29 protein-coding genes, 2 pseudogenes and 1 riboswitch are annotated in these 24,768 nt (G+C 70.2%); of the genes and pseudogenes, 16 read left to right on the top strand and 15 right to left on the bottom strand.

The features are described 5' to 3' along the window. Window positions 1–41 precede the first annotated feature (41 nt). The 4 genes from ACFVX4_RS20365 to ACFVX4_RS20380 all read left to right on the top strand — a co-directional run bounded on the left by ACFVX4_RS20365 (window position 42) and on the right by ACFVX4_RS20380 (window position 3,908). Window positions 42–683 carry a GntR family transcriptional regulator gene (locus ACFVX4_RS20365; RefSeq protein ID WP_389979052.1) on the top strand — a complete coding sequence of 214 codons (642 nt, stop codon included), beginning with the start codon at window positions 42–44 and terminating at the stop codon, window positions 681–683. 104 nt (window positions 684–787) lie between these two features. Continuing rightward, a complete protein-coding gene (locus ACFVX4_RS20370; RefSeq protein WP_389979055.1) occupies window positions 788–2,005 on the top strand; it encodes a DUF4032 domain-containing protein in 1,218 nt (405 codons plus the stop codon). Window positions 2,006–2,074: 69 nt separating this feature from the next. Then, on the top strand, window positions 2,075–2,815 hold the full coding sequence (locus ACFVX4_RS20375; protein WP_266422806.1) for a 1-acyl-sn-glycerol-3-phosphate acyltransferase: 741 nt from the start codon (window positions 2,075–2,077) through the stop codon (window positions 2,813–2,815). A gap of 43 nt (window positions 2,816–2,858) precedes the next feature. Then, window positions 2,859–3,908, top strand: coding sequence for an NAD-dependent epimerase/dehydratase family protein (locus tag ACFVX4_RS20380; protein ID WP_389979058.1), 1,050 nt, complete (start codon window positions 2,859–2,861; stop codon window positions 3,906–3,908). Between the two features lie 18 nt (window positions 3,909–3,926). Here the strand turns inward: ACFVX4_RS20380 and ACFVX4_RS20385 are convergent, their stop codons facing one another. From ACFVX4_RS20385 to ACFVX4_RS20415, 7 genes are all read right to left on the bottom strand, one after another. Beyond that, a complete protein-coding gene (locus ACFVX4_RS20385; protein ID WP_389979061.1) occupies window positions 3,927–4,694 on the bottom strand; it encodes an urease accessory protein UreD in 768 nt (255 codons plus the stop codon). Next, the gene (gene ureG / locus ACFVX4_RS20390; protein ID WP_389979064.1) at window positions 4,691–5,368 is read right to left on the bottom strand and encodes an urease accessory protein UreG; all 678 of its coding nucleotides are present in this window, start codon (window positions 5,366–5,368) and stop codon (window positions 4,691–4,693) included. Before ureG ends, ACFVX4_RS20385 begins: the two co-directional genes overlap by 4 nt. 23 nt (window positions 5,369–5,391) lie before the next feature. Next, window positions 5,392–6,054, bottom strand: a complete 663-nt coding sequence (locus tag ACFVX4_RS20395; protein ID WP_389979067.1) for an urease accessory protein UreF — start codon at window positions 6,052–6,054, stop codon at window positions 5,392–5,394. Between the two features lie 76 nt (window positions 6,055–6,130). Continuing rightward, window positions 6,131–7,852, bottom strand: coding sequence for an urease subunit alpha (locus ACFVX4_RS20400; protein ID WP_389979070.1), 1,722 nt, complete (start codon window positions 7,850–7,852; stop codon window positions 6,131–6,133). Next, the gene (locus ACFVX4_RS20405) at window positions 7,845–8,156 is read right to left on the bottom strand and encodes an urease subunit beta (RefSeq protein ID WP_389979073.1); all 312 of its coding nucleotides are present in this window, start codon (window positions 8,154–8,156) and stop codon (window positions 7,845–7,847) included. The genes ACFVX4_RS20400 and ACFVX4_RS20405 overlap by 8 nt, the downstream gene beginning before the upstream one ends. Window positions 8,157–8,171: 15 nt before the next feature. Further along, entirely contained in the window at window positions 8,172–8,474 is a 303-nt protein-coding gene (locus tag ACFVX4_RS20410) for an urease subunit gamma (protein ID WP_389979076.1), read from the bottom strand. Window positions 8,475–8,642: 168 nt separating this feature from the next. Next, a complete protein-coding gene (locus ACFVX4_RS20415) occupies window positions 8,643–8,888 on the bottom strand; it encodes a hypothetical protein (RefSeq protein WP_389979148.1) in 246 nt (81 codons plus the stop codon). Here ACFVX4_RS20415 and ACFVX4_RS20420 point away from each other — a divergent pair. Continuing rightward, window positions 8,869–9,281 (top strand): annotated as a pseudogene (locus ACFVX4_RS20420) (ABC transporter permease); the annotation flags it as partial. The gene ACFVX4_RS20415 and the pseudogene ACFVX4_RS20420 sit on opposite strands and share 20 nt — an antisense overlap. 86 nt (window positions 9,282–9,367) lie before the next feature. Here the strand turns inward: ACFVX4_RS20420 and ACFVX4_RS20425 are convergent. The 3 genes from ACFVX4_RS20425 to ACFVX4_RS20435 all read right to left on the bottom strand — a co-directional run bounded on the left by ACFVX4_RS20425 (window position 9,368) and on the right by ACFVX4_RS20435 (window position 11,333). Continuing rightward, window positions 9,368–9,652: a type II toxin-antitoxin system Phd/YefM family antitoxin gene (locus ACFVX4_RS20425; RefSeq protein WP_389979079.1), complete on the bottom strand. Its 285-nt coding sequence runs from the start codon at window positions 9,650–9,652 to the stop codon at window positions 9,368–9,370. 934 nt (window positions 9,653–10,586) lie between these two features. Next, window positions 10,587–11,006: an ankyrin repeat domain-containing protein gene (locus ACFVX4_RS20430; protein ID WP_326764260.1), complete on the bottom strand. Its 420-nt coding sequence runs from the start codon at window positions 11,004–11,006 to the stop codon at window positions 10,587–10,589. 21 nt (window positions 11,007–11,027) lie between these two features. Next, entirely contained in the window at window positions 11,028–11,333 is a 306-nt protein-coding gene (locus ACFVX4_RS20435) for a hypothetical protein (protein ID WP_326764261.1), read from the bottom strand. 1,864 nt (window positions 11,334–13,197) lie between these two features. Between ACFVX4_RS20435 and ACFVX4_RS20440 the strand changes: the two genes are divergently transcribed. From ACFVX4_RS20440 to ACFVX4_RS20455, 4 genes are all read left to right on the top strand, one after another. Next, a complete protein-coding gene (locus ACFVX4_RS20440) occupies window positions 13,198–13,557 on the top strand; it encodes a tyrosine-type recombinase/integrase (RefSeq protein ID WP_389979083.1) in 360 nt (119 codons plus the stop codon). Window positions 13,558–13,742: 185 nt separating this feature from the next. Next, window positions 13,743–14,378 (top strand): ATP-dependent Clp protease proteolytic subunit, encoded by a 636-nt coding sequence (locus ACFVX4_RS20445; RefSeq protein WP_389979140.1) that lies wholly within the window; start codon window positions 13,743–13,745, stop codon window positions 14,376–14,378. 7 nt (window positions 14,379–14,385) lie between these two features. Beyond that, window positions 14,386–14,694 (top strand): hypothetical protein, encoded by a 309-nt coding sequence (locus ACFVX4_RS20450; protein ID WP_389979086.1) that lies wholly within the window; start codon window positions 14,386–14,388, stop codon window positions 14,692–14,694. Window positions 14,695–15,081: 387 nt separating this feature from the next. Further along, window positions 15,082–15,265, top strand: a riboswitch (cyclic di-AMP (ydaO/yuaA leader). A 3-nt stretch (window positions 15,266–15,268) separates the two neighbouring features. Next, window positions 15,269–15,742, top strand: coding sequence for a C40 family peptidase (locus ACFVX4_RS20455; protein WP_389979089.1), 474 nt, complete (start codon window positions 15,269–15,271; stop codon window positions 15,740–15,742). Window positions 15,743–15,831: 89 nt separating this feature from the next. Here ACFVX4_RS20455 and ACFVX4_RS20460 read toward each other — a convergent pair. Continuing rightward, a pseudogene (locus ACFVX4_RS20460) lies at window positions 15,832–16,260 on the bottom strand (LysE family translocator); the annotation flags it as partial. Between ACFVX4_RS20460 and ACFVX4_RS20465 the strand changes: the two are divergent. Further along, entirely contained in the window at window positions 16,147–16,926 is a 780-nt protein-coding gene (locus ACFVX4_RS20465) for a LysR substrate-binding domain-containing protein (RefSeq protein WP_389979092.1), read from the top strand. The pseudogene ACFVX4_RS20460 and the gene ACFVX4_RS20465 overlap by 114 nt on opposite strands. Window positions 16,927–16,959: 33 nt before the next feature. On the opposite strand, the gene ACFVX4_RS20470 is transcribed toward ACFVX4_RS20465, so the two are convergent. Continuing rightward, window positions 16,960–17,391: an ATP-binding protein gene (locus ACFVX4_RS20470; RefSeq protein ID WP_389979095.1), complete on the bottom strand. Its 432-nt coding sequence runs from the start codon at window positions 17,389–17,391 to the stop codon at window positions 16,960–16,962. Between the two features lie 204 nt (window positions 17,392–17,595). Here ACFVX4_RS20470 and ACFVX4_RS20475 point away from each other — a divergent pair, with 204 nt between their 5' ends. Next, window positions 17,596–18,456, top strand: a complete 861-nt coding sequence (locus ACFVX4_RS20475) for a helix-turn-helix domain-containing protein (RefSeq protein WP_389979098.1) — start codon at window positions 17,596–17,598, stop codon at window positions 18,454–18,456. Window positions 18,457–18,480: 24 nt separating this feature from the next. Then, window positions 18,481–18,687 carry a DUF397 domain-containing protein gene (locus ACFVX4_RS20480; protein ID WP_389979101.1) on the top strand — a complete coding sequence of 69 codons (207 nt, stop codon included), beginning with the start codon at window positions 18,481–18,483 and terminating at the stop codon, window positions 18,685–18,687. Here ACFVX4_RS20480 and ACFVX4_RS20485 read toward each other — a convergent pair. Then, window positions 18,680–19,822, bottom strand: coding sequence for an 8-amino-7-oxononanoate synthase (locus ACFVX4_RS20485; protein WP_389979104.1), 1,143 nt, complete (start codon window positions 19,820–19,822; stop codon window positions 18,680–18,682). The two genes, ACFVX4_RS20480 and ACFVX4_RS20485, sit on opposite strands and share 8 nt — an antisense overlap. A 142-nt stretch (window positions 19,823–19,964) precedes the next feature. Here ACFVX4_RS20485 and bioB point away from each other — a divergent pair, with 142 nt between their 5' ends. From bioB to ACFVX4_RS20505, 4 genes are read left to right on the top strand one after another with little or no spacing between them, the layout of a single operon-like run. Further along, window positions 19,965–21,131, top strand: a complete 1,167-nt coding sequence (bioB, locus tag ACFVX4_RS20490) for a biotin synthase BioB (protein WP_385330718.1) — start codon at window positions 19,965–19,967, stop codon at window positions 21,129–21,131. Next, window positions 21,124–22,428: an adenosylmethionine--8-amino-7-oxononanoate transaminase gene (locus ACFVX4_RS20495; RefSeq protein ID WP_389979108.1), complete on the top strand. Its 1,305-nt coding sequence runs from the start codon at window positions 21,124–21,126 to the stop codon at window positions 22,426–22,428. Before bioB ends, ACFVX4_RS20495 begins: the two co-directional genes overlap by 8 nt. A gap of 1 nt (window position 22,429) precedes the next feature. Continuing rightward, window positions 22,430–23,152, top strand: a complete 723-nt coding sequence (gene bioD / locus ACFVX4_RS20500) for a dethiobiotin synthase (RefSeq protein WP_389979111.1) — start codon at window positions 22,430–22,432, stop codon at window positions 23,150–23,152. Between the two features lie 44 nt (window positions 23,153–23,196). Further along, window positions 23,197–23,874, top strand: coding sequence for a class I SAM-dependent methyltransferase (locus tag ACFVX4_RS20505; protein ID WP_389979114.1), 678 nt, complete (start codon window positions 23,197–23,199; stop codon window positions 23,872–23,874). Window positions 23,875–23,907: 33 nt separating this feature from the next. On the opposite strand, the gene ACFVX4_RS20510 is transcribed toward ACFVX4_RS20505, so the two are convergent. Together ACFVX4_RS20510 and ACFVX4_RS20515 are read right to left on the bottom strand one after the other, a co-directional pair. Then, window positions 23,908–24,279, bottom strand: a complete 372-nt coding sequence (locus tag ACFVX4_RS20510) for a fic family toxin-antitoxin system, toxin component (protein ID WP_093551070.1) — start codon at window positions 24,277–24,279, stop codon at window positions 23,908–23,910. Next, a complete protein-coding gene (locus tag ACFVX4_RS20515; protein ID WP_385330706.1) occupies window positions 24,276–24,503 on the bottom strand; it encodes an antitoxin in 228 nt (75 codons plus the stop codon). Before ACFVX4_RS20515 ends, ACFVX4_RS20510 begins: the two co-directional genes overlap by 4 nt. Window positions 24,504–24,768: the final 265 nt, after the last annotated feature.

Here is a 24,768-nt window from a genome sequence, read left to right on the forward strand (position 1 = left end):
TAGCGGATAATCGACCGGACCGAAGGGGAGGGCAGCCTCACATGCCAATCGAAAACCGCCCGCTGCGCGAACAGGTCAAGGAGGAACTGATCAAGCGCCTCGGGCGCGGCGCGATCGCGACCAACTCGCCGATCAACGAGGGGCAGCTCGCCACCGAACTCGGCGTCAGCCGTACTCCGCTGCGCGAGGCACTGATCACGCTGGAGCGCGAGGGTGTCATCACCAGCGAGCGGGGCAAGGGCTTCCGCTTCACACCGCTCAGCGCCCAGGAGTTCCGCGACCTGTCCGCGATCGTCGCGACGCTGGAGGCGCTCGCCCTGGAGTCCAGCGATCCCGAGCACCTGGCGGCGACGGCCCCCCGCCTCCTGGAGGAGGCGCGCGCGTTCTCGGCCCCGCAGGCGCCGCACGACGTCATAGAGCGTTACGACGACGCGTGGCACGACCTGCTCCTGTCCGGCTGCACCAACGACCGCCTGATGAAGCTGATCACCTCCCTGAAGGTGACGATGCACCGCTACGAGCGGGTGGCCCTGGGCGATCAGGACATCCTGGAGCGATCCGCGGAGGAGCACGAGCGGATCGCCGAGTGCCTGCAACGCGGCGACCTGGACGCGGCCGTCGCGGCGCTCAAGGAGAACTGGAACAGCGGGATGCACCGGATCCTGGAGCATCTGAAGGACTGACGCCGCGCGGTGGCGGTGCGGATCGGGCCAGGGCCTTGACCCGCACCGCCTCTTCGGGGTCCGATCACGGTCGACCCGCCGCACGACCCAGGGACTGTGACCGCATGACTCTGCAGATCAGCGCCACCAACCCCGAACACCCGGCCCTCCTGCTCGAACTGCCCTGGCACATACCCCTGGAGCAGTGGCCCGACGAGTACCTCGTGCCGCTCCCCCGCGGCATCTCCCGGCACGTCGTGCGCTACGCGCGAGCGGGCGAGGAGACCGTGGCGGTGAAGGAGCTCGCCGAGCGGCCCGCGCTGCGCGAGTACGAACTCCTGCGTACGCTCGACCGTCTCGGGATACCGGCCGTCGATCCGCTCGCCGTGGTCACCGGACGGACCGAGGCCGACGGCTCGCCGCTCGAACCCGTCCTGATCACCCGCCATCTGGGCGGTTCGCTGCCCTACCGGTCGATGTTCGAGACGACCATGCGCCCCGGCACGGTGCACCGCCTCATGGACGCCCTCGCCGTCCTCCTCGTCAGGCTGCATCTGACAGGGTTCGCCTGGGGGGACTGCTCGCTGTCCAACACCCTGTTCCGGCGGGACGCGGGTGCGTACGCCGCCTACCTCGTGGACGCCGAGACCGGGGAGCTGCACCCCCGGCTGAGCGACGGGCAGCGCGCGTACGACATCGAGCTCGCGCGGGTCAACATCAGCGGCGAGATGCTCGACCTGGAGGCGGCCGGCGCGCTGCACCCGTCCATCGACCCGATCGCGTTCGGCCTGGAGATCGAGGAGCGCTACGCGGCGCTGTGGACGGAGCTGACGCGCACCTCCGTCTACCCGGCGGGCAAGCACCACTACATGGAGCGCCGTATCCGCCGTCTCAACGACCTGGGCTTCGACGTCGCCGAGATGCAGATATCGCACTCGGACCACGGGGACACGGTCACGTTCGTGCCCAAGGTCGTGGACGCCGGCCATCACCAGCGCCAGCTGCTGCGCCTCACCGGGATGGACGCCGAGGAGAACCAGGCGCGACGGCTCCTCAACGACCTGGAGAGCTGGATCGCCACCCAGGACGACTACGCCCCCGGCGACCGGCACGGCGCCCGCACCGAGGTGCTGGCCCACCGCTGGGTCCGCGAGATCTTCCGCCCCACCGTGCGCGCGGCGCGCGACCATGTGCCCGCCCGGATGGACGCGGCCGAGCTCTACCACGAACTCCTCGAACACCGCTGGTACCTGTCCGAGCGGGCCCAGCACGACATCGGGCTCGACGCGGCGGTCGAGGACTACGTCAGGAAGGCCGTCACACCGGACGACGGCTGCGCATAGGCTGCCCTCCCGGAGAGGTGCGCCGGCAAGCCGGACATGATCCAGACAAAGGACCCCAGGAGCCGCCCCGTGTTCTACCAGGTGCTCAAGTACGTCATCATCGGGCCGCTTCTACGGTTGTTCTTCCGCCCCAGGATCGAGGGCCTGGAGCACATCCCGGAGGACGGCGCGGCCATCGTCGCCGGCAACCATCTGTCGTTCTCCGACCATTTCCTGATGCCGGCGATCCTCAAACGGCGCATCACGTTCCTCGCCAAGGCCGAGTACTTCACCGGGCCGGGAGTGAAGGGGCGGCTGACCGCCGCCTTCTTCCGCGGCATCGGGCAGATCCCGGTGGACCGCTCCGGCAAGGAGGCGGGGCAGGCGGCGATCAGGGAAGGGCTCGGTGTGCTGAGCAAGGGCGAACTGCTGGGCATCTACCCGGAGGGCACCCGTTCGCACGACGGCCGGCTCTACAAGGGCAAGGTGGGCGTGGCCGTCATGGCGATCAAGGCGCAGGTGCCCGTGGTGCCGTGCGCGATGGTGGGTACGTTCGAGATCCAGCCGCCGGGGCAGGTCGTCCCGCGCATCAGGCGCGTCACCATCCGCTTCGGTGAGCCGCTGGACTTCTCGCGCTATGCCGGTATGGAGAACCAGAAGGCCGCGATCCGGGCGGTCACCGACGAGATCATGTACGCGATCCTGGGGCTCTCGGGTCAGGAGTACGTCGACGAGTACGCGGTCAAGGTGAAGGCCGCGCAGGCCGAACAGGACGGGCCGTCGAAGAAGTTCCCGAAACTGCGACGCCGACGGCGGATCCGCGCTCGGTGAACGTCGCCCGCACGGGTGGCCGCCCGGCCCTAGCGTGGCCCTCATGAGCAAGGGAAACGCATGGGTTCTGGGTGCGACGGGACAGATCGGGCGGGTGGCCGTGCAGTCGCTCGTCGAGGACGGCTGGGAGGTGACGGCCGCCTCGCGCGGCGGCGGCCGGGACGCACGGTGGGACGAGGCGGTGCGCACGACGGCCCTGGACCGGGACGCCGACGGGGCGCTCGCGGCGGCGCTGGGCGACGGCTGCGACGTACTGGTCGACATGGTGGCGTACGACGCGGATCACGCCCGTCAGCTGACCGGTCTCGCGGACCGGATCGGTTCGGCGGTGGTGATCTCCAGCGGCGCGGTGTACGAGGACGATCGGGGCCGCAGCTTCGACACGCAGGGCGAACCCGACGGTTCGCCGCACTACCCGCTGCCGATCCCGGAGTCGCAGCGCACCCTGCCGGCCGGCGACACGACGTACGGGACGCGGAAGATACAGCTGGAGCGGGATCTGCTGGCGGCCGGGGAGGCGCTGCCGGTGACGCTGCTGCGGGCCGGGGCGATCCACGGCAGGTACTGCCGCTCGCCGCGTGAGCTGTATTTCGTGAAGCGGCTCCTGGACGGCCGCGACCGGCGGGTGCTCGCGTTCGGTGGGGAGTCCCGCTTCCACCCGGTCCATGTCTCCAACCTGGCCGAGCTGATCCGACTGGCTGCCCTGCGGCCCGGTTCGCGGGTGCTCAACGCCGGGGATCCGCAGGCGCCGACGGTCGCGGAGATCGGCGAGGCCGTCGATGCGGCGCTCGGCCGCACGACGGAGACCGTGCTGATGGCGGGCGCGCCCGGGGAGGACGGCGTCGGCTCGACGCCCTGGAGCGCCGCCCATCCCATCGTGTACGACATGACGGCCGCCGAGCGAGAGCTGGGGTACCGGCCGGTCACGGACTACGCGCGGTCGCTTCCCGGGACGGTCGAGTGGATCGCGGCGCAGCTGGCGGGCAGGGACTGGACAGAGGCCTTCCCCGCCATGCTCCGGGCGTACGGGAAGAAGCTCTTCGACTACGCGGCGGAGGACGCCTGGCTGGAGGCGTACGACCGGAAGGCGTGAGACACGGCCCAGCGGTGTTCACCCCACCGGGGCGTCGAGCAGTTCGTCCAGCGCCTCGTCCAGGACACGGCGCAGCAGACGTGCATCACGGGCGACGGCTGTGACCAGCACGGCCGGTCCGGCGAGCGGGGTGAGAACGGCGGTCTCTCCCAGCAGCCGCGCTTCGGGACGCCTCTCGTCGAATGCCGGTTCCACGACGAGCAGTTGGCCGACGGCCCGGTGGCCACCCAGGACCGCTGCGCCGTCCCAGCCGCCGGGGGATCCCGGTCCGTACGCCATCTGCTGGTCGACCAGCGGCCGGCCGGCTCGGTGCACGGTGAGGCGGCCGAGGAGGGTGCCGGTGCCTTCGGCGTGGCGGCCGAGAATCTGTTCCTCCCGCAGCACCAGCCGTGCGGTGGGGGCGAGTCGGACCCGGGTGGCCATGCGCAGAACGCTGCCGTGCGCCGAGACGAGCTGTTCCGGCAGCCAGCGCAGCTCGGCCCGCTCCCCCACGTTCAACTCGATGTCGTACGTGGCGGGTTCGCCTCCCGGTCCCGGCATGGCAACGGTCGCCGCTGCCGAGTCGACGGTGAGCCGGGCGCCTTCGCCGACCTGTGCCGCGATGGCGAGCCGGTCGCCGCCGAGCGGTGCGCTCATGGCGCCGACGACGGTGACCCGGGTGCCCGACCCGGCCGTGTCCCGGGTCCGGCGCAGGGCGAGCGGTCCGTCGCCCCGCAGCACGGGGAGCGAGGTGACGCCCCGGCCGTCGAGGGCCGCGGTGATCCGGGCGGTGGCCCGGACGCTCATGCGGTCCAGGCGGCGAGCCGCGCACGGACCCAGTCCGCGACGGGCCCCACGCCCTCCTCGGAGGTGAGCGAGGTGAAGGCCACGGGGAGCGGTCCGCGCTGCCGCGCGGCGTCGTGGGCCATCCGGTCGAGATCGGAGCCGACATGGGGTGCGAGGTCGGTCTTGTTGATGACGAGCAGGTCGGAGGTGGTGACGCCGGGGCCGCCCTTGCGCGGGATGTCGTCACCGCCCGCCACGTCGATGACGAAGATCTGGGCGTCGACCAGCCCCTTGGAGAAGGTGGCGGTGAGGTTGTCGCCGCCGGATTCGACCAGGATCAGATCGAGGGGCCCGACGGTGTCCTCCAGGTCCTCGACGGCTTCGAGGTTGGCGGAGATGTCGTCCCGGATCGCGGTGTGAGGGCAGGCGCCGGTCTCCACGGCCTGGATGCGCTCGGGCGGCAGTACGGCATGGCGCAGCAGGAAGGCGGCGTCCTCGCGGGTGTAGATGTCGTTGGTGACCACCGCGATGGAGAGCTGGTCGCGCAGGGTCCGGCAGAGGGCGGCGACGGTCGCGGTCTTGCCGGAGCCGACCGGTCCGCCGAGTCCGATGCGCAGGGCGCGGCGGGTGCCGTCGGGGCGGGCGGCGTCGGCGCTCACGGCGGCGGGGCCGTGCTGGGCGTGGTCGAGGTGCATGGGGTGCGGCTCCTGGTTCGGGGTCATGAGGCGAACAGGCGGACCGGCCGGGCCGCATGTGCCTCGGCGGTGATGTCGAGGAGCGGGGCCGAGGCGGCGGGCAGCGCGTCGATGGCGCCGTGCGCCGCGGCGGCGGCCTGTTCGGCGATCCGGTCGAGTTCGGGTGCGAGGCGGGCGAGGACGGCGGTGGCCTCGAAGGGGTCGAGGGAGAGCAGACGGACGACGGCGGTGGCCGGTCCGCCGACGCTTTCGTAAGCGACGCAGTGCGCGGCGTCCTCGGGCCCGAGCCCTGCCGAGCGCGCGGTGAGGCCGAGGACGACGGGCTGGTGGGCGCCGCGCGGCCGGGCCGAGGCGAGCGCGGCGAGTTCGGGGCCGGGCCAGGTGGCGCGGGCCGCCCGCATCAGCTGCCGGCCGAGCCTGCGGGCGACGTCCCGGAGCGCGGGTGACGGGGTACGGGCGTCGGCGGCCTCGTCGAGCATGATCGGGTCGTGGCCGTGGGCGGCCGCCGCGGCGAGTGCGGCGGCCGTGAGCCCGGCGGTGTGCAGGCGGCCCCGGCAGAACTCGGCGAGGTCCTCGGCGTCGCGGATCCGTCCTGCCTTCACGGCCGCTTCGGCCCCGCCGGAGTGGGCGTGACCACCGGCGGGGAACCGGCCGTCGGCGAGGACGAGCAGCGCGGCGCGGCTCATCGCACGGCCCGTATCGGGCGTCGCGTGTGCCGGGTCCGGCACCGCATGTGCCGCATCGGCCATCCCAAGTGCCGCATCAGAAGAGGAAGTAGCGCTGGGCCATGGGCAGTTCCGCGGCCGGTGCCGGTTCGACCGGTTCGCCTCCGATCGTCACGGCGAAGCTGTCCGGATCGACGTGGACCCGCGGAGTCGCGTCGTTCTCCCGCATGTCCGCCTTGGTGACACCGCGCGTACTGGTGATCGGCACGAACCGCTTCCCGGGGCCGAGGCGTTCCGGCAGCCCGTCCCGGATGGCCGCGTCGGTCACGAAGTTGAAGGAGTTGTCCGCGGGGGAACGGCCCGTCGCGCCGAACATCGGGCGGGGAAGCACCGGTTGCGGGGTCGGGATGGAGGCGTTGGCGTCACCCATCTGCGCGTACGCGATCTGGCCGCCCTTGATGACGGTCAGCGGCTTGACGCCGAAGAACGCCGGCTCCCACAGCACCAGGTCGGCGAGTTTGCCCGTCTCCACCGAGCCGATCTCCCGGTCGAGCCCCTGGGCGACCGCCGGATTGATGGTGTATTTGGCGACATAACGACGCACCCGTCGGTTGTCGGCCCGTCCGTCGCCGGGCAGCGCTCCGCGGCGCCGCTTCATCACATGGGCGGTCTGCCAGGTGCGCAGGACGACCTCGCCGATGCGGCCCATCGCCTGGGAGTCGGAGGAGATGATCGAGATGGCCCCGAGGTCGTGGAGGATGTCCTCGGCCGCGATGGTGGACGGCCTGATCCGGGATTCGGCGAAGGCCAGATCCTCCGGCACGGCCGGGTTGAGGTGATGGCAGACCATCAGCATGTCGAGGTGTTCCTCGATGGTGTTCACGGTGTGCGGCCGGGTCGGATTGGTGGAGCTGGGCAGCACGTACGGCTCCGAGACGACGCCGATGATGTCCGGCGCGTGCCCGCCGCCGGCGCCTTCGGTGTGGTACGCGTGGATGGAGCGCCCGGCGATGGCGGCGAGGGTGTCGGCGACGAATCCGGCCTCGTTGAGGGTGTCGGTGTGGATGGCGAGCTGGGCGCCCGTCTCCTCGCAGACTCCCAGACAGGCATCGATGACGGCGGGGGTGGCACCCCAGTCCTCGTGGATCTTGAATCCGAGTGCACCGGCGCGCAGTTGGGAGTGCATGGCCTCGCGCGACATGGTGTTGCCCTTGCCGAGCAGGCCGATGTTGACGGGGTACGCGTCCAGCGCCCCGAACATCCGGGCAAGGTGCCAGGGGCCGGGGGTGATGGTGGTGGCCCTGGTGCCTTCGGCCGGTCCGGTGCCGCCGCCGACCAGGGTGGTGATCCCGGAGGAGAGCGCCTGGTCGATCAGGGTCGGCGAGATGAAGTGGACATGGGCGTCGATGGCCCCAGCGGTGAGGAACTTGCCTTTGCCCGCGATGATTTCGGTCTCGGGGCCGATGATCAGGTCGGGGTGGACGCCGTCCATGGTGTCCGGGTTGCCGGCCTTTCCGATCCCGGTGATCCGGCCGTCCCGGATGCCGATGTCCGCCTTGACGACGCCCCAGTGGTCGATGATCACGGCGCCGGTGATGACGGTGTCCGGGGCGCCTTCGGCTCGGGTGGTGCGGGCCTGTCCCATCGATTCGCGGATGACCTTGCCACCCCCGAACACCGCCTCGTCACCGGCGAGTCCGGGGCCGCCCGAGCGGTCCTCCTCGATCTCGACGAGCAGATCCGTGTCGGCGAGCCGGATGCGGTCGCCGGTCGTGGGGCCGAACAGGTCGGCGTACACGGCACGGTCGAGTTCAGCCATCGAGGGCACCTCCTGTCTCGCCGCGCAGGCCGGGGACGACGCGCCGTCCGGCGAGCGGGACGAGTTCGATGCCGACCGGAATACCGGGCTCGAAACGCACAGCGGTTCCGGCGGCGATGTTCAGTCGCAGGCCGCGGGCGACCGAACGGTCGAAGTCCAGGCCGGGGTTGGCCTCGGCGAAGTGATAGTGCGAACCGACCTGGACGGGCCGGTCGGCGGCGTTGAGCACGGTGATGCGGGTGACCGGGCGGCCCTCGTTGAACGGCACCGGCCCGTCCGCGTACAGGATCTCTCCGGGAATCATCGGTGGCACCTCCCCTCAGACGATCGGCTCGTGGACGGTGACGAGCTTGGTGCCGTCCGGGAAGGTGGCTTCGACCTGGACGTCGTGGATCATCTCGGGCACCCCGTCCATGACGTCGTCGCGGGTGAGCACCTTGCGGCCCGACGCCATCAGTTCGGAGACCGTACGGCCGTCGCGGGCACCCTCCAGCAGATGGACGGTGATCAGCGCGACCGCCTCGGGGTGGTTGAGCCGCAGCCCGCGCGCCCGGCGCTGCCGGGCCACGTCGGCGGCAACATGGACGAGCAGGCGTTCCTGCTCGTGCGGGGTCAGTCGCATGCGTCCACCTCACAGTCCGGTGCCCGGGACCGGCCCTGGGCACGGCGGGGCGACAGCCGTGTTCAACGAGGCCGTTGAACAGCGGGCCGCCGACTCCGGGCGAGGTGGTGCACGTTAGAGCCGAAGTTTTTCCGGCGCGTTAACTGCTCTCCGGCAGATGCATGGACATCAGGCCGCGCAGGCCGCTCTCCAGCACCTCCGGCTCGGCGTCGCCGAAGGCGCCATCTGCGCGAAGAACCCCTGCGCGGCCGCCATCATCGTCCGCGTCACATGGTCGGCGGGTGCGTCCGCCCGCATGACCCCCGCCTCACGGTAGCCCTCGACCACGTCGGTCCGGACGACCCGCATGGCGGCCAACTGCTGAGCGAGGCGGTCGCGGCGCAGGCCAACCGGCAACTGGCTCGGCGTGATCACCGGCAACTGGTGGGCCGAGGCCGGACGCCGGGACTCACCGTGCCGGCCATCGGCGGGACGGTCGCGGGGCCGGCCGCACTCGCCGGACCGCCCGGCATCGGCGTCGGCACCCTGCTGATGGTGCCGCTCGGCAACCCCGTCTCGGGCGTCACCAGCGCGTCCGAACTGCTGCCCGAACCGGTCGGTGCGATCGGACAGCTGATGCCACCGGGGGCGGGCGGCTCACTGCTGCGGTAGGTCGCGTTCTTCGACGGCCGCGGTGCGGGCGGCCCGCTGCTCACCCTCGCCCTGTGGGCGGCGCTCGGACTGGGCGCGGTACTCATCGGCGGCCGACGCCGCGCGCAGCCTCCGGTCGCGTTTCCGGCCAGCACCCGGAAGCCGGCACTCGCGGGCCGCCCCCGGCCCGGACATGCCGAGTACCCCCGTCGCAGCGGACGGGGTACCCGGCTTTCCCGTGTCATGGGCCGACGGCGCGGCGCTCAGCTGCCCGGCTCGTGGTGTCCCCTGTGCTCCGCCGCGATGCCGAAACGCCGCCGTTCGCCGGGAGCGGACACCGAGGAGCCGATCGAGGAGACCGAGCTGATCACCTGCTCCTCGGCAGCCGCCTCACCCTTCTCCAGTTGCTCCAGGTCAGCGGCCGAGACGAGCGCCACCAGCGGCTTGCCATGCCGCGTCACGACCACGCGCTCACCGCCGTAGACGACACGGTTGATCAATTCGGCGAGCTCAGCTCGGGCTTGCGTCACCGGAATCTCATAGGCCATGCTCCTAGCCTATGTAATGTCCACCCGGTCCGCCGTGGTCCGTGGTGACAGCGATTATCCAGGTCAGAGGCTCTCGCGTGCTCCCGTGCGCTCTCGTCTGCGAGAGATGTGTGAGACGAGGTGAGACGGAGAGTTTTCTGGTCGCCCTGAATCCTGGCGGGCCTCAGCGAGGATCGACACCTCATATGACGCGATCGGGCTGGTGCAGCCAGACGTCCTGGCCGTGAGGTCTCCCGGCCAGCCCGAAGGCGTCGGCAGGCGGCTCGGCAGCTGCTGACCTGCCTCGCAGAGGCACGGCCTGGTGCTCGTCGTAGGTGTAGGTCTTGGCTGTGCCGCTGTTGACGATGACGGAGGTCAGGGTGTGGGGCTGGCCGGTTCCGGAAGCGTTGACGGCAGGGTAGCCGTAGCCGGTCTTGGTGTCGCCGGTGGCCCTGTGCGCGGTCTGGGTGTCGCGCAGGCCGCCGGGCTTGTAGGTCCAGCTGGTCCAGTACGGGGCCGGCCCGCCGAGGGCGGACGCCGCGCGGGTGGTGGTGCAGTCGTTGGAAAACGGGGTCCAGGCTTCGGTCAGACGGCGGTAGCCGTCGTAGGCGAAGCACTGGGTGTCCTCACCGGAAGTGGCATAGCAAGAACCAGCAGGTCAGACGCAGCCTCACGCTCACGGGGAGTGACTTCCGCGCACTCGGAGCGTCATGGCCGAAATGGGTCAGCCTCGCTCGAACACCCTTTCCGCCCCGTCGCGTCCCCGCACCGACGCGGCCACCCGCCACATCGACCACAGGTCTGCCCACACGGCACCCGACCCACGGGGAACTTCACGCTTTGCGAACCCAGAACAAACCCCGTGAACAACCCCGGCCAGGGTCGACGAAGCACATAGGGGCACCCCCAGCAGCACTCGGCAAACCGGAGGTGCCGACCGTCCGGTGGGGACGGCTCAAACGGTGAGGCTGCGCAGCCGCGCCAGGACGGCTTGCCGCTCCTCGGTGTCGTCGCTCCAGCCCTGTGCCCAGGCGAGCGCCGAGCCACCCCCCGACTCCCGCAGGTGCGGGTCGGCTCCATGACACAGCAGCAGCTCGACGAGGGGCAGGTTGGCCTTGGCGGTGGCTGCGGCGAGTGGCAGTCCGCTGCGCCACCCCCGGGATTCGGCGTTGGGCGAGGCCCCGGCCGCCAGGAGCAGCTCGGCACAGCGGTTTTCGCCTTGGACGGCGGCGAGATAGAGCGGTGTGGCTCCGTCAGGGTCGCGAGTGTCGGGATCGGCCCCTTGGGCGAGGAGTCGCTGGAGAAGGCCGACTCGTCCGTCACCGGCAGCCGCGGCAAGCCGCTTCGGCAGCTTCTTACGCTTTCTGTTGTTCACGTGTTTCCACGGGCGCGGGGCCTACCGCCTGGAGCTGCGGAAGGTGCAGTGGTGCGCCCGGTACCCCTTTCCGTACTTCTTGCTGATCTGGGCCTGTACATCTCGCTGGGCGGACTTTTCGGCCTCCGACTTGCTCTTCCCCTTTCCGTTGCCCTTGAGCTGCTTGTCTCCGTGGTCGCCACTTCCGATCTTCTCGACACCACAGACGGCGGTGGAGTACCACGCCTTGGGCTTTGCCATGATGGCGTCGGAGGCTTCGGCGGTTCCGGTGAGAGCGAGCAGAACGCATGCCACTGCTGCGGTCCAGCAGGCGATGGACTTCTTCACGGTGCCTCGCTTTCGGTCGGTGGTGGGCGTGGGGGGGCGCCCGGCGGACACCATGGCATGCGCAGAGGATGAGATTGTGCGGCCGTTCAAGGCTGGAGTTGACGCGCGGAACGGTTCTTCGCCCGTTGTCACGGGGGTGGGCGACTCCTACGGGGCGTGGTGGTTTCACACCTTCGCGTGAGGTGGACCGAGGGGCCGTTCGCATTACCTCGGGCCGAGAGCCCGCGACCAAGGCCGCGGCCGACTTTGCCTGACTGGTGGGACTGCCGTGACAGCGGCGTGGGACCGCATAGGAACGTGGTCGCAGTCGCACACCCCCCACGTCGCGCGCGATGCTCCGACCGCCCGCGACCTGCGATCAGTTGGGCAGTGCCGAATTACGCCGCGAGTGCGACGACGCGGTCCGGGACGTCCTCGACGCGCAGGGCGCTCGCCCAGTTCGCCAGCTCCCCGGTGAGGGAGCCCGGGGCCGCCGTCACCGGGGGTCCGAGGGATCCACCAGGGCGCACGGTACGGGCAGGGCGCCCGGCAGGACGTCCACGGTGAGGCGGGATCCGCAGTCCACCTGCGGGTTCCTCGGTCTGGACCGGAGCTGATGGCTCACGAGCACGTAAGAGGTAGTCCCCGCAGGGGGCTTGGACCACGATCATCATCGGTGATCACGTGACAGCTCTCGACGCCGACTGCGAGCGTCAGTCTTCTTTGCGGGCCCCAAGGCCCCGATCGTCGGTGGAGGTTGTGCTGACGCCAGCGGCCAGCGCCGAGAATCACGTCACGTACGCTGTCACTCGTTGCATGAAACCCGGTGTCCGCTCCCAGGGATCAACCTCAGTCAGGCCCCCACCCTCCGGATAACGCATACCAACGGCATATCGCAAGGATCATCAACCGTACCCGACGACAACCCGAAATCCTCAGTAACCGGCACGCCTTTGAAGCAATCGAAAGACCAGATGTGCAGGTCAGCGACTCTCAACAACCAAGACCGGCAGGTCACGGGCCTCGCTGGTCTCTTGCGCGACATCTGACCATCCGGAGCCAGGAGCGCTGCGTTCAGCGTCATCTGCCCTCGACGCCCTACTGATACTCGCCACCTCGACGGGGCCTGACCTGCCCGGCAAGTCGCCTGACACTCCATCAGAACGAGCGTCAAATGAGCGTCCCAAGCGTCATTTCAGCGTCAAGATATCTCCCGTAACGCCCACACCGCACATAATGCGCACGCACGAAATCGCAGGTCAGGCGCCCTTTGCGACCGGCTCCAGAATCGCCACGCACTCCACATGATGCGTCATCGGGAACAGATCAACGAGACTCAGCAAGGTGACTCAAGACGGAGCAACACAGCGCGGGATCGCCGGTTACCCAAACCGGCGATCCCGCAGATCACGGATACGCCACTGCCGCGTTCGGTCAGCAGCCACGACCTGGCAGTCACACACGCTCCTAGCCAGACTCGTTGAATGTGGACCCGAAATGACCTGAAGAATCCGATTACGCAAAGAAGCCCCCGAGCTGTCGGTATCGCAGTACGGCTACGCACTGGTTCGTCGGGGCGAGTTCCCGTGCCAGGTACTCAAGGTTGGCCGCTCGACTCGCGTCGTCACCGCATCCTTGCTACGCGTGCTTGATTGCGGAGAGCCTGAGTACAACGCTGCCCGTGCCGAATACCGAACAACGCCGTAGCCCGTTGCGTGACGAAGCCTCGCCGGAACGCGCCGGCAGGGCTTCGTCGTCTCACACGCTCTCTCACTGATCTGTGACGGGAGCATGGCCGTGCGGGCCTGACCAGGCAGAAGTCCTCCCGGGCAGGAGGAATCACGGCCGAGGACCTGGAGGACTGACGGAGGAACACGTCGAGTCCATGGTCGCCTGGCTACTTGTCGGCGCCCGCAGGCGTGGCGGCCAAGCCGGCACAGGACTTCGCCCCTCGACGGCCCAACACCTCGGCCAGCCGCTCACGACTCGCCACCTGCGTGAGGCCGCGCACTCCCTGCAGCGGAAGCTGGAGCTGAGGAAGGTCCGGCTCTACGACGCGCGCCACGCGTGCCTCACGTTTCTTGCCGTCAGCGGCGTGCCGGACGTCGTCCTCGCCGCATGGGCCGGGCATGCCAACGCCACCTTCACCGAGCGGGTGTACGTCCACCCGGGCCACGAGGACCTCCGCGTCGCCTCGGACCACCTCACTTCTCTACTCGGTTTCAGTGAGGGCGAAGCAGCCTGACGAGCAAGACGTCTAGAAATTGGTGAGATATCCGCCCTCAGCGAACAGCCAAAACAGCCTCTGACCTGGGATTTTTAGTGGATCACCAGGATCTGCTCCCATCAGAACATTCTGTACGTCCTGTACATTTTTTACGAAGCTTGTGCAGACCCCCGTACAGACCCCGGAGGAGAGGCATCGCCATGCTGTTCCGTCCCACCGCCCGTCATGTCCTGCCCGAGTTCACCGAGCGCACGACCGACGGGACCCGCACCCTCGATCCGTACTCCAAGCTGCTCGCCGAACGGATCGTCTTCCTCGGCACCCCGGTCGACGACACGGCGGCCTCCGATCTGATCGCGCAGTTCATGTACCTGGAGTACGCCGCCCCGGACCGGCCCGTCTCGCTCTACATCAACTCCCCCGGCGGCTCGTTCGTAGCCATGTCCGCGATCTACGACACGATGCAGTACCTCACCTGCGAGGTGGAGACCTACTGCCTCGGCCAGGCCGGTTCCTGCGCCTCCGCACTGCTCGCCGCGGGCGCTCCCGGCCGGCGGCACGCACTGCCCGGCGCGAGGGTCGTCGTGCGGCAGCCCGAGCTCACCGAACCGGTGCAGGGCCAGCCGTCCGATCTGGAGATCCAGGCACAGGAGCTGGAACGGGTCCGCACGATGCTCACCGCCCTGTTGGCCCGTCACACCGGCCGTGACGCAGGGCAGATCGCCGACGACATCGAGCGCGACCTCATTCTCGACGCGGCGGGCGCCCAGGCGTACGGGCTGGTGGACCACGTCCTGGAGAACCGGAACACCTCACTCCCGCCGCACGGCGCGAGGTGAACACCCGATGCAGCCGCCGGAGTTCCCGCCGCTCCCCGCACTGACGCGTGCCGAGGGGGAGTTCATCGACCGCTACCTCGAAGTCCTCGACCAGGTGGGCCGGATCAACCCGGCCCGCGGCAGCGACACCTATGGCGCGCTGCGCGCCGCGCAGGCGCTGGCCTCGCACGCGGGCGCGCTGCGGGACGCCCTCGCGTTGATGCACGAGCGTGGCGAGGCGCAGATCCACGCCGCCACGCTCGCCCGAGCGCTGCGCGTACTGGACGGGGAACGGCGGGCCGGACGCGTCACCGTACCCCCCGCTCCGGCGAGTTGATCGACTTCCGCGGTCCGCGCCGGTGGCGGGGTTCGGCCAACTCCCCCTGCTCCGGGGTCCGGCCGTCGTCACTCAACTCCCCTACCCGACACGCCCGGCGGGCCGATCAAAATTCCTCGCTCGTTCGGCGTAGGAAGTCCCCCTCGCGAGGGACTCCTCAACTTGCGTTTTCCGCGTGGACAGTGGACGGAATCCACCCTTCCGCCCTGGTACGGCACCGGTCCGAATCACCGGCAGAGCCTCATGGATCACCATGCCCACCCGAACGGATCAGTCGTGAGGAGCCTCACATATCCCTGTTTCAGCTCGGAAATCCGGCAGTCGGTGAGTCAAGATCCCTGGGACGACAAGCCCCCGCCACCGCGGCGGGGCGGTCCGGGCGGACGCCGAGTCCTGCCGCCGTCCGGATGTCTGGTCGACAGAAGTGGATCGGCAGGAGTGGAGGACCCGAGCACAACGGGTCGACCTGAACACCGGTCGACCCTCGGGGTGAAGCCGCCGAACGCGGCCGGGCAACTTCGCCAGCCCGAACCCGACAGGTCATCCTTCACAGGCGGCTGACGAAGGGTTGCGCATGACTGCGCAGGTTCATGTCCCGTCTCTGCTCGTCCGGGCCGGTACGGCCTCGGTTCTGACTCTCGCCGCCGTCGGCGGCACCATGTTCGCCCCGGGCGCCGCGACGGACGCCCAGGCGGCGACCCTGTCGATGAAGGCGCTCAACATCGCGGCATCGAAGAAGGGCTCGCCGTACAGGTGGGGAGCCACCGGCCCCAACCGCTTCGACTGCTCGGGGCTGACGCTCTATTCGTTCAAGAAGGCGGGCAAGAAGCTCCCCCGCACCGCCCAGCAGCAGTACAACCGGACCCGCCACGTCTCGGCCTCCCACAGGCAACGCGGCGACCTGGTCTTCTTCCATTTCGGCCGCAACGTCTACCACGTGGGGATCTACGCCGGAAACGGAAAGATCTGGCATTCGCCGAGGACCGGCGCGGTGGTCCGGCTGGAGAAGATCTGGACCAAGAGCGTCTATTACGGACGGGTCCGCTGAGGCTGCTCCTGTCCGTCGGATCAGGGTCGCGCCCTCGGCCGTGCTCCGCCGGACAGGACCCGGCGCCGGGCCGCCGGCCGCTCCTGCGCTCAATGCAGCAGCGGACCGGTCACCAGCACCAGACCCAACGCGGTGAGCACCGCACCGCTGCCGCCCTCGATGGTGCGCGCGGTACGCGGCCGGCGCAGCCACCTGCCCAGCCGGTCCACGAGGAGCGCCACGGCGGGGAACCAGACCAGCGCCAGCACCACGACGATCGTCGCGAGCAGCAGGGTCCTGGGCAGCGGCGGCTGCCCGTCGGGGACGAACTGCGGCAGCAGGCTCAGGAAGAGCACCGGCGCCTTGGGATTGAGCGCATTGGTCAGAAAGCCCTGACGCAGTGCGCGCACGCGTCCCTGGTCCGCGTGCTGGTCCCCGGGCCCGTCCGCTTCCGGGGTGCGGCGCCGCACCGCGCGCAGGGCGCCGATGCCGAGGTACAGGACGTAGGCCCCGCCGAGCAGCTGAACGGTGCGGAAGAGCGGCGTCTGCGGGTCGGCACGTTCACCACGGCGGGCATCCACCTGCTGCCGCCGGTGCTGAGCGCCTTCCGGCGCGCCCACCCGGACGTGGAGCTGACGGTCACCGAGTACGAACCGCCTCAGGGGGTCGCCGCGGTGGCCGCGGGCGAGGTCGATCTGGCGCTGACCCACGAGTACGAGCCGGCTGCCCCGGTGGCCCGGCCCACCGGGGTCTTCGCCGAACCGCTGCTGGTCGAGGAGCTGGTCCTGATCACGGCGGTCGGTCAGATGCTGTCCGAAGGCAGCGGGCGGCTGCCGGTGACGGAACTGGCGGGACGGCCGCTGATCAGCAGCGCGCCGACCCATCCGCCGCGCCGCGGGGTCGAGCAGGCCCTGGCCGAGGCCGGGGCGACACCCGCCGTGGTCTGCGAGTCGCCCGGCTACGCACTGGTGTGCGCCCTGGTCAGTGCGGGCATCGGGATGGCGGTCGTCCCGGAGATGGTCGCCGCGATGTCGCCGACGCCGCTGTCCGTACGGCGGGTGGATCCCGCTTCCTTCCGGCGGACGATCTCGGTGGTGCACTGCGGGGACCGGGCGAGCGCCGCGGCGGCGACGCTCCAGGCCCTGTTGCGCAGTGGGTTCGGGCGGGCGGGGTCGGCGCAGCGGCCGGGCGCGGAAGCCGGATGACCGCGCGGGCGGTCGGTCACCGGTACGCGTCGGTCAGCTCTGCACGGGGACGCTCCACGGAAGCGCGATCCACACCGTCTTGCCGCCGTCGGCGGTGGGGGTGACGGTGAGCCGGCCGCCGCACTGCTTGGCCAGACAGCGGATGATCACCATGCCGCGCCCGTTGTCCTGCTGAACCGCGGCGGGCAGTCGCCTGGGCCAGCGGGGGTGACTGTCCGTCACCCCCAGATGCAGGTGCTCCTCCCGCTCCAGCCGGAGGTCCACGGTGAAGGTGGGCGACTGTCCGAAGGTGTGCTGGACCGCGTTGGTCGCGAGCTCCGAGACGATGAGCCGGATGCTGTCGGCGAAATCGGTGTCGGCGGCCAGGCCCCAGTCGCCGAGCACCCGGGCCACGTACCTGCGGGCTGCCGAGACCGAGGCCGGCTCGCTCGGCAGAGTGACGTTTGCTTCCTGATGGTCTGCCATGGCGAGCCGTCCCTTTCCCACCCGGACCGACCCGCGATCGGTCCGGGTTGTGCTTCGCGCCAGATTGCCATTGATGCTGCCCTCTACGACGGCGATCCACCAAGATATGCATATATCTGTCGCTCAATGCGGTGAACCCTGTCACGCAAGACCGTATGTGGGCGGCACACTGTCCGCTCGGCAGAAGAGGGAGGGAGGCCGCGGATGCAGCACGGCCCTGCGGTTCGACGCCGCAAGCTCGGGGAGGAGCTCCGGAGCCTGCGCCACGCGTCGGGACTGACCAGTCGGGACGCGGCGCGGATGCTCGGCTGGCACCAGTCGAAGGTGAGCCGGATCGAGACCGGGGTGAGCGGGGTGCGGCCGGCCGATGTGACCCGGCTGCTGGACACGTACGGCGTGGACGACACCCAGCTGCGGGATCTGCTGGCCACGCTGGCGGGTTCGGCGGGCGGTGGCGGCACCGGATGGTGGCACGCCTATCGCGGTCTCATCCCGCCCCAGTACCGCGACTTCATCAGTCTGGAGTCCCAGGCGCGGACCGCGCGCACGCTGGAGACCTCGGTGGTACCCGGGCTTCTCCAGACGGCCGACTACGCGCGGGCGGTGACCCGGGCCTCGCTGGACGGACTGCCCGCGGGCCAGCTGGACTCGCTGGTGGAGGTGCGGCTCGCCCGGCAGGGGGTGCTGCGGACCGATCCGCCGCTGCGGCTGAGCGCGGTGCTCGACGAGGCGGTGCTGCGGCGCGAGGTCGGCGGGTGCCGGGTGATGCGGGAGCAGCTGCGCCATCTGACCCGGGTGGCTCAACTTCCCCATGTGCAGCTCCAGTTGCTGCCGTTCTCGGTGGGCGGCCATGCCGGCCTCACCGGACCTTTCGTTATCTTCTCATTTCCGAGCACTTCTGATCTGGATGTGGTCGTTCTCGACCATTTGACGAGTAGCCTCTATCTGGAGCGGAAAGAAGACCTTGAGGCGTACAGCTCGGCCTTCCGCACGATGCAGGCACACGCGCTGTCGCCGGAGCACTCGTTGGACCTCATCGCCGCGATCGACCGCGATGGTCGGTGACCACGGACCGCCCGAGGGGGCCTCATGTCGGAATGCCTCGCACAGCACGGCTTACGGTGGCGGCGCAGCAGCCGCAGCACGGGTATGAACAACTGTGTGGAGACAGCGTCGTTCGGTGACGGACGGCTGGCCGTGCGGGACTCCAAGGATGTGTCCAGGCCACCGCTGCGGTTCTCCGCGGCGGCCTGGACCTCCTTCGTCACCGGTCTGCACCGGGGCCCGGTCAGCTGACGGGAGCGGTCCGCCGCACGATCGACACGGCGGTGGCGATCTGTTCCCCGGTCAGATCGGCTCGCGCCGTCAGCCTCAGCCGGGACACCCCGTCCGGAACCGACGGGGGCCGGAAGCACCCGACCGCGATTCCGGCCGTGCGGCAGTCGGCCGCCCAGTGCACCGCCGCGTCCGCCGAGGGTGCCCGCACCGAGACCACGGCCGCGTCGGGCCGCACGGCGGTCAGACCGGCCGCGGTCAGCTGCTCGTACAGCGCGGTGGCGACCGTGCGGGCCCGGCCGGCCCGCTCCGGCTCGCGGCGCAGCAGCCGCAGGCTCTCCAGTGCGGCGCCCGCCGCGGCCGGCGCGAGACCGGTGTCGAAGATGAACGTGCGGGCCGTGTTGACGAGGTGTTCGATGACCCGGGCCGGTCCGAGGACCGCTCCGCCCTGGCTGCCCAGGGACTTGGAGAGGGTCAGCGTGGTGACGATCCCCTCGCCGCCCGCGAGACCGGCCGCGGCGAGCGCGCCTCTGCCGCCCTCCCCCAGCACGCCAAGGCCGTGCGCGTCGTCGACGAGCAGTGCGGCGCCCTCCGTGCGGCAGACATCGGCCAGTCCGGGCAGCGGTGCCGCGTCGCCGTCGACCGAGAAGACCGAGTCGGTGACGGCCAGCGCCCGTCCCTCGTGCGACCGCAGAGCCTTGCGTACGGCATCGGGATCGGCATGCGGAACGACGGCGGTCCCGGCGCGGGACAACCGGCAGCCGTCCACGATCGAGGCGTGGTTGCCCGCGTCGGAGACGATCAGCGAGCCGTGACCGGTGAGCGCCGTGACGGCCGCGAGGTTGGCCGCGTAGCCGGACGACAGCACCAGGGCCGCCTCGAAGCCACAGAATTCGGCCAGTTCGCCTTCGAGTTCGGCATGCAGCGCGGTGGAGCCGGTGACAAGTCGCGATCCGGTCGCGCCCGCACCCCACCGGCGCGCGGCCTCGGCCGCGGCGGCGGTGACGTCGGGGTGCCGGGTCAGTCCCAGGTAGTCGTTGCTCGCGAGGTCCAGAAGTCCGGACGCGGCGGGCCGGGGGCGCAGAGTACGGACGAGTCCGGCGTCGGCGCGGCGGCGCGCCTCCTCGTCGATCCAGTCGAACGGGTCGAAGGACATGAGCGGTCCCTTTTGTAGGCAGCTCACAGACCCTAACCGCGGGCGCAGCAGGTCATGGTGTGGCAATACACACACCCTTGGCAGGCTCTGTTGTCCGGTTCCTCCTTGGCTGGGAGCCGTGCGGTAGGCCAGGATCTTCGCCATGGACCTCCTGAACACGCTGGTGGACAAGGGGCTGCGGCGCGAGCTGCCGACCCGCGAAGAAGCCCTCGCCGTACTGGCGACCTCGGACGACGATCTGCTCGAAGTGGTGGCCGCGGCCGGAAAGGTGCGCCGTCAGTGGTTCGGGCGACGCGTGAAACTGAACTATCTGGTCAATCTCAAGTCCGGCCTCTGCCCCGAGGACTGCTCGTACTGCTCGCAGCGGCTCGGCTCGAAGGCCGAGATCCTCAAGTACACCTGGCTGAAACCGGACGAGGCGTCGAAGGCCGCCGCCGCCGGGGTGGCGGGCGGGGCCAAGCGGGTGTGTCTGGTGGCGAGCGGTCGTGGTCCGACGGACCGCGACGTCGACCGGGTGTCGGAGACCATCGAGGCGATCAAGGAACAGAACGAGGGCGTCGAGGTGTGCGCCTGCCTCGGTCTGCTCTCCGACGGTCAGGCCGACCGGCTGCGCTCTGCGGGCGCCGACGCGTACAACCACAACCTCAACACGTCCGAAGGGACGTACGGGGACATCACCACCACCCACACCTACGCGGACCGGGTGGAGACCGTGCACCAGGCGCAGGCCGCCGGGCTCTCGGCGTGTTCCGGGCTGATCGCCGGGATGGGTGAGAGCGACGCCGACCTGGTCGATGTCGTCTTCTCGCTGCGCGAACTGGACCCGGACTCGGTTCCGGTCAACTTCCTGATCCCGTTCGAGGGAACTCCGCTGGCCAAGGAGTGGAACCTCACCCCGCAGCGCTGTCTGCGCATTCTGGCGATGGTCCGCTTCGTCTGCCCGGATGTGGAGGTACGGCTCGCGGGCGGGCGCGAGGTGCATCTGCGCTCGATGCAGCCACTGGCCCTGCACCTGGTCAACTCGATCTTCCTGGGCGACTACCTCACCAGTGAGGGTCAGGCGGGCCAGGCGGATCTGGACATGATCGCTGACGCCGGTTTCGAGGTGGAGGGTGCGGGAACGACGACGCTGCCCACGCACCGGGCACAGCCGGGCGGCGGATGCGGTTCGCACGACGGCGGATGCGCCCCCTGCGGTGAAGCGCCCGCAGAGGCCGAGGCCGAGTCCCAGGAAGCGCCGGCCGCCCGTACGGACCTGGTCGCGGTCCGCCGTCGCGGCGCGGGAACGGATCTCGCCCCCAATGCCTGAGTCCCTCTCCCCGGCCGAGCTGCGGTCCCTGGACCGGGCCCACGTCTGGCATCCGTACGGCCCGATGCCGGGGCGCCAGGAGCCGCTGGTCGTGGAGTCCGCGTCCGGCGTGCGGCTGAGGCTGGCGGAACCGGCCCACGGGCAGCTGGAGTTGGTCGACGGCATGTCGTCCTGGTGGTCGGCGGTGCACGGCTACAACCATCCGGTGCTCAACGAGGCGGCCCGTGGTCAGCTGGGCCGGATGAGCCATGTGATGTTCGGCGGGCTCACCCATGAGCCCGCCGTGCGGCTGGCCACCCGGCTGGTCGAGATCACCCCGGAGCCGCTGCGGCACGTCTTCCTCTCGGACTCGGGGTCGGTCTCCGTAGAGGTCGCGGTCAAGATGTGTCTGCAGTACTGGCGCTCGGCCGGGCGGCCCGCCAAGCAGCGGCTGCTGACCTGGCGCGGCGGCTATCACGGGGACACCTGGCAGCCGATGTCGGTGTGCGACCCCGAGGGCGGCATGCACGAGCTGTGGTCGGGCGTTCTGCCCCGCCAGATCTTCGCCGCCGAGCCCCCGGCCGGTTTCGACGCGGAACCGGATGCCGCGTACGTACGGCACCTGCGGGAACTGATCGCGGAGCACGCCGACCGGCTGGCCGCGGTGATCGTGGAGCCGGTGGTGCAGGGCGCGGGCGGGATGCGGTTCCACTCCCCCGCGTATCTGCGGGTGCTGCGCGAGGCGTGCGACGAGCACGACGTGCTGCTGGTGTTCGACGAGATCGCCACGGGTTTCGGCCGTACCGGGAAGCTGTTCGCCGCCGAGCACTCGGGGCTCTCGCCCGATGTCATGTGCGTGGGCAAGGCGCTGACCGGCGGCTATCTGACGATGGCGGCGACGCTGTGCACCTCCCGGGTGGCGGAGGGTATCTCGCGCGGCGAGGTGCCGGTGCTCGCGCACGGACCGACGTTCATGGGCAATCCACTCGCCGCCGCGGTGGCGAGCGCCTCGATCGATCTGCTGCTCGGCCAGGACTGGGAGCGGGAGGTGAGGCGGATCGGTGCGGGGCTGCGGGAGGGTCTCGCCCCGGCGGCGGAGCTGCCCGGGGTGCGGGATGTACGGGTGCTGGGTGCGATCGGCGTCGTACAGCTCGATCACGAGGTGGACATGGCGGCCGCGACCCGGGCCGCGGTACGGGAAGGGGTGTGGCTGCGGCCGTTCCGCGACCTCGTCTACACGATGCCGCCGTATGTGACCGGTGACGAGGACATGGCGCGGATCTGCCGTGCCGTGTGCGCGGCTGCGCGAGAGGGATGAGATGACGGTTCTGGTAGTGACGGGGACGGGCACGGAGATCGGCAAGACGGTCGTGACGGCGGCCGTGGCGGCGGCGTACCCGGACCGCCGTGTCGCGGTGCTCAAGCCGGCGCAGACTGGGCTGGCCCCCGGCGAGCCGGGTGATGCCGCCGAGGTCGTCCGGCTGGCGGGTGGTCATGTCACCGCGGTCGAACTGGCCCGGTTCCCCGAACCGTTGGCGCCTGCCACCGCCGCCCGGAGGGCAGGCCTCCCGCCGGTACGGCCGTACGAGATCGCCGATGCGGCTCAGAAGCTGGCGACCGAACACGATCTGGTGCTGATCGAGGGTGCGGGCGGTCTGCTCGTACGGTTCGACGACGAGGGCTCGACCCTCGCCGACGCCGCCCGGCTGCTGGCCGCCCCGGTGCTGGTCGTGACGCCCGCCGGTCTGGGCACGCTCAACACCACCGCGCTGACCTCGGAGGCGCTGCGGGCCCGGAGGCTGGAGTGCCTCGGCGTGGTGGTGGGCAGCATGCCTGCCGAGCCGGATCTCGCGGCGCGCTGCAATCTGGCGGACCTCCCCGTGGTGGCGGGCGCCCCGCTGCTGGGTGCGGTGCCGGCCGGTGCAGGGTCCCTGGACCCCGCTGACTTCCGTGCGCGGGCCAGGAGTTGGCTCGCCTCGGAGCTGGGCGGGAATCGACCCGCCGCTGAGCGGCTGAGCGGTGCGGGACGGGGGAGAATCTAAGTAGCCGTACTTTCTGTCCGAGCGCCCGGTCGAGGAGGTCCGTCATGCGTCCGCGCAGCACGAGAATCCCGGAGGACGCGGTGCACCACCCCGTCTTCGCCCGGTTCTACGCCCGGATGAGTGTGGCCGCGGAGACCAGGGCGGGCCTGGCCGCGGTGCGCTCGGAGCTGTTGGCCGACCTGTCCGGCCGGGTCATCGAGATAGGCGCGGGCAATGGCCTGAACTTCGCGCACTACCCGCCCACGGTGTCGGAGGTGGTGGCCATCGAACCCGAGCGCAGCCTGCGGCAGTTGGCGGTGCGGTCGGCGCTGCGTGCGGCACTCCCGGTGGATGTGGTGCCGGGCACGGCGGAGGCGCTGCCGGTGAAGAGCGAGGCGTTCGACGGGGCCGTCGCCTCACTGGTGCTGTGCACCGTACGGAATGTGGAGCGTTCGCTCGCGGAGATCGTGCGGGTGCTGCGGCCCGGCGGTGAGCTGCGCTTCTTCGAGCATGTGCGAGCCGACGACCGGGCCATGGCGGCAGCGCAGCGGGCACTGGACCGTACGGTCTGGCCGCTGGTGACGGGCGGGTGTCACACGGCGCGCGACACCCTGGCCGCCATCGAGAGAGCCGGATTCGTGGTGGAGACGTACCGCAGGGTCAGGATGCCCGAGTGGGGAGTCCGGCTGCCCACGTCGGCCTGCGTGCTGGGTGTGGCCCGGCGCCCGGCCGCGGTGGACTGACGCGCACCGGCCCGTCGTCGCGTGCCGGGGCTGTCACAGACTCCACTGACGGAGTTCGTCGGCGATGGCCCGGACGTCCGCCTTGCCCTCCTTGACCAGTCGGGCCAGGTCGCGCACCTGCTCGGGCGAGGTGATGACCTTGAGTCCGGAGGCGACGAGATATCCGTACGCGACGGCCGAGGAGAACATCGCGTTGGAGTGTTCGAGCGCGGGGACGTGGAGCAGCAATTGCAGGAGGGCAGCGGCCCGGGAGTGCGGGTCGCTGTAGACGGGGCTGCCGAAGATCTCGGCCTCATGACGGGCCACCGCGGCCACGAGCGCACCCCAGTCGACGACCTGCGGATCACCGGGGGTCTTGTGCTCGGCCACCATGAGCAGCCAGGAAAGGTCGATCTGGAGGTTCAACGCGTGCCTTTGCGCTCCGGGCCGAACTCCTCGGCGAACACCGACTCGTACTGCTTCATGAAGTCGGCCGCGGCCTCGACGAAGGTGTGTCCGACCTCGCCCGCATCCTGCCTCACGAGCTCCTCTATGTAGCGGTTCACGCTCATCCCCCTCTGTAGCGCGCGCTGCCGCGCGGCCTCGGCGGTCGTCTCGTCCACTCTCACGTTCAGCTGAGTCTTGGGCACAGCAACACGCTAGCGCGGGTGCGCTAGCACCGGCAAGAGGAGCCCACCGGTGCCCCGTACACAGGTCCCGGTGCGCAGAAAGCCGTACGCGGGCAGCCCTGCCGATGGCCTCGAAATCGCCCCGGAACGGCCCTGTGGATGTGATGCCACCCATAGGGGCCAGGTCACACCCTAGGGAGGGTAGTAGGAACAGGGCCGCCCGAACAGCATGGAATCGACTCAGAATGGTTCATTTCGGACATTGCTCCGTATTGGGGTAGTACGT

The organism is Streptomyces sp. NPDC058240, from assembly GCF_042882135.1.
GTDB lineage: Bacteria > Actinomycetota > Actinomycetes > Streptomycetales > Streptomycetaceae > Streptomyces.

Coding starts and splice junctions, on each gene's coding strand:
- bioD (WP_389979111.1), top strand. CDS start 22,430: ATGACGGTTCTGGTAGTGACGGGGACGGGCACGGAGATCGGCAAGACG.
- ACFVX4_RS20450 (WP_389979086.1), top strand. CDS start 14,386: ATGCAGCCGCCGGAGTTCCCGCCGCTCCCCGCACTGACGCGTGCCGAG.
- ACFVX4_RS20370 (WP_389979055.1), top strand. CDS start 788: ATGACTCTGCAGATCAGCGCCACCAACCCCGAACACCCGGCCCTCCTG.
- ACFVX4_RS20485 (WP_389979104.1), bottom strand. CDS start 19,822: ATGTCCTTCGACCCGTTCGACTGGATCGACGAGGAGGCGCGCCGCCGC.
- ureG (WP_389979064.1), bottom strand. CDS start 5,368: ATGCACCTCGACCACGCCCAGCACGGCCCCGCCGCCGTGAGCGCCGAC.
- ACFVX4_RS20475 (WP_389979098.1), top strand. CDS start 17,596: ATGCAGCACGGCCCTGCGGTTCGACGCCGCAAGCTCGGGGAGGAGCTC.
- ACFVX4_RS20400 (WP_389979070.1), bottom strand. CDS start 7,852: ATGGCTGAACTCGACCGTGCCGTGTACGCCGACCTGTTCGGCCCCACG.
- ACFVX4_RS20410 (WP_389979076.1), bottom strand. CDS start 8,474: ATGCGACTGACCCCGCACGAGCAGGAACGCCTGCTCGTCCATGTTGCC.
- bioB (WP_385330718.1), top strand. CDS start 19,965: ATGGACCTCCTGAACACGCTGGTGGACAAGGGGCTGCGGCGCGAGCTG.
- ACFVX4_RS20365 (WP_389979052.1), top strand. CDS start 42: ATGCCAATCGAAAACCGCCCGCTGCGCGAACAGGTCAAGGAGGAACTG.
- ACFVX4_RS20380 (WP_389979058.1), top strand. CDS start 2,859: ATGAGCAAGGGAAACGCATGGGTTCTGGGTGCGACGGGACAGATCGGG.
- ACFVX4_RS20425 (WP_389979079.1), bottom strand. CDS start 9,652: ATGGCCTATGAGATTCCGGTGACGCAAGCCCGAGCTGAGCTCGCCGAA.
- ACFVX4_RS20440 (WP_389979083.1), top strand. CDS start 13,198: ATGGTCGCCTGGCTACTTGTCGGCGCCCGCAGGCGTGGCGGCCAAGCC.
- ACFVX4_RS20455 (WP_389979089.1), top strand. CDS start 15,269: ATGACTGCGCAGGTTCATGTCCCGTCTCTGCTCGTCCGGGCCGGTACG.
- ACFVX4_RS20395 (WP_389979067.1), bottom strand. CDS start 6,054: ATGAGCCGCGCCGCGCTGCTCGTCCTCGCCGACGGCCGGTTCCCCGCC.
- ACFVX4_RS20385 (WP_389979061.1), bottom strand. CDS start 4,694: ATGAGCGTCCGGGCCACCGCCCGGATCACCGCGGCCCTCGACGGCCGG.
- ACFVX4_RS20480 (WP_389979101.1), top strand. CDS start 18,481: ATGTCGGAATGCCTCGCACAGCACGGCTTACGGTGGCGGCGCAGCAGC.
- ACFVX4_RS20405 (WP_389979073.1), bottom strand. CDS start 8,156: ATGATTCCCGGAGAGATCCTGTACGCGGACGGGCCGGTGCCGTTCAAC.
- ACFVX4_RS20505 (WP_389979114.1), top strand. CDS start 23,197: ATGCGTCCGCGCAGCACGAGAATCCCGGAGGACGCGGTGCACCACCCC.
- ACFVX4_RS20495 (WP_389979108.1), top strand. CDS start 21,124: ATGCCTGAGTCCCTCTCCCCGGCCGAGCTGCGGTCCCTGGACCGGGCC.
- ACFVX4_RS20470 (WP_389979095.1), bottom strand. CDS start 17,391: ATGGCAGACCATCAGGAAGCAAACGTCACTCTGCCGAGCGAGCCGGCC.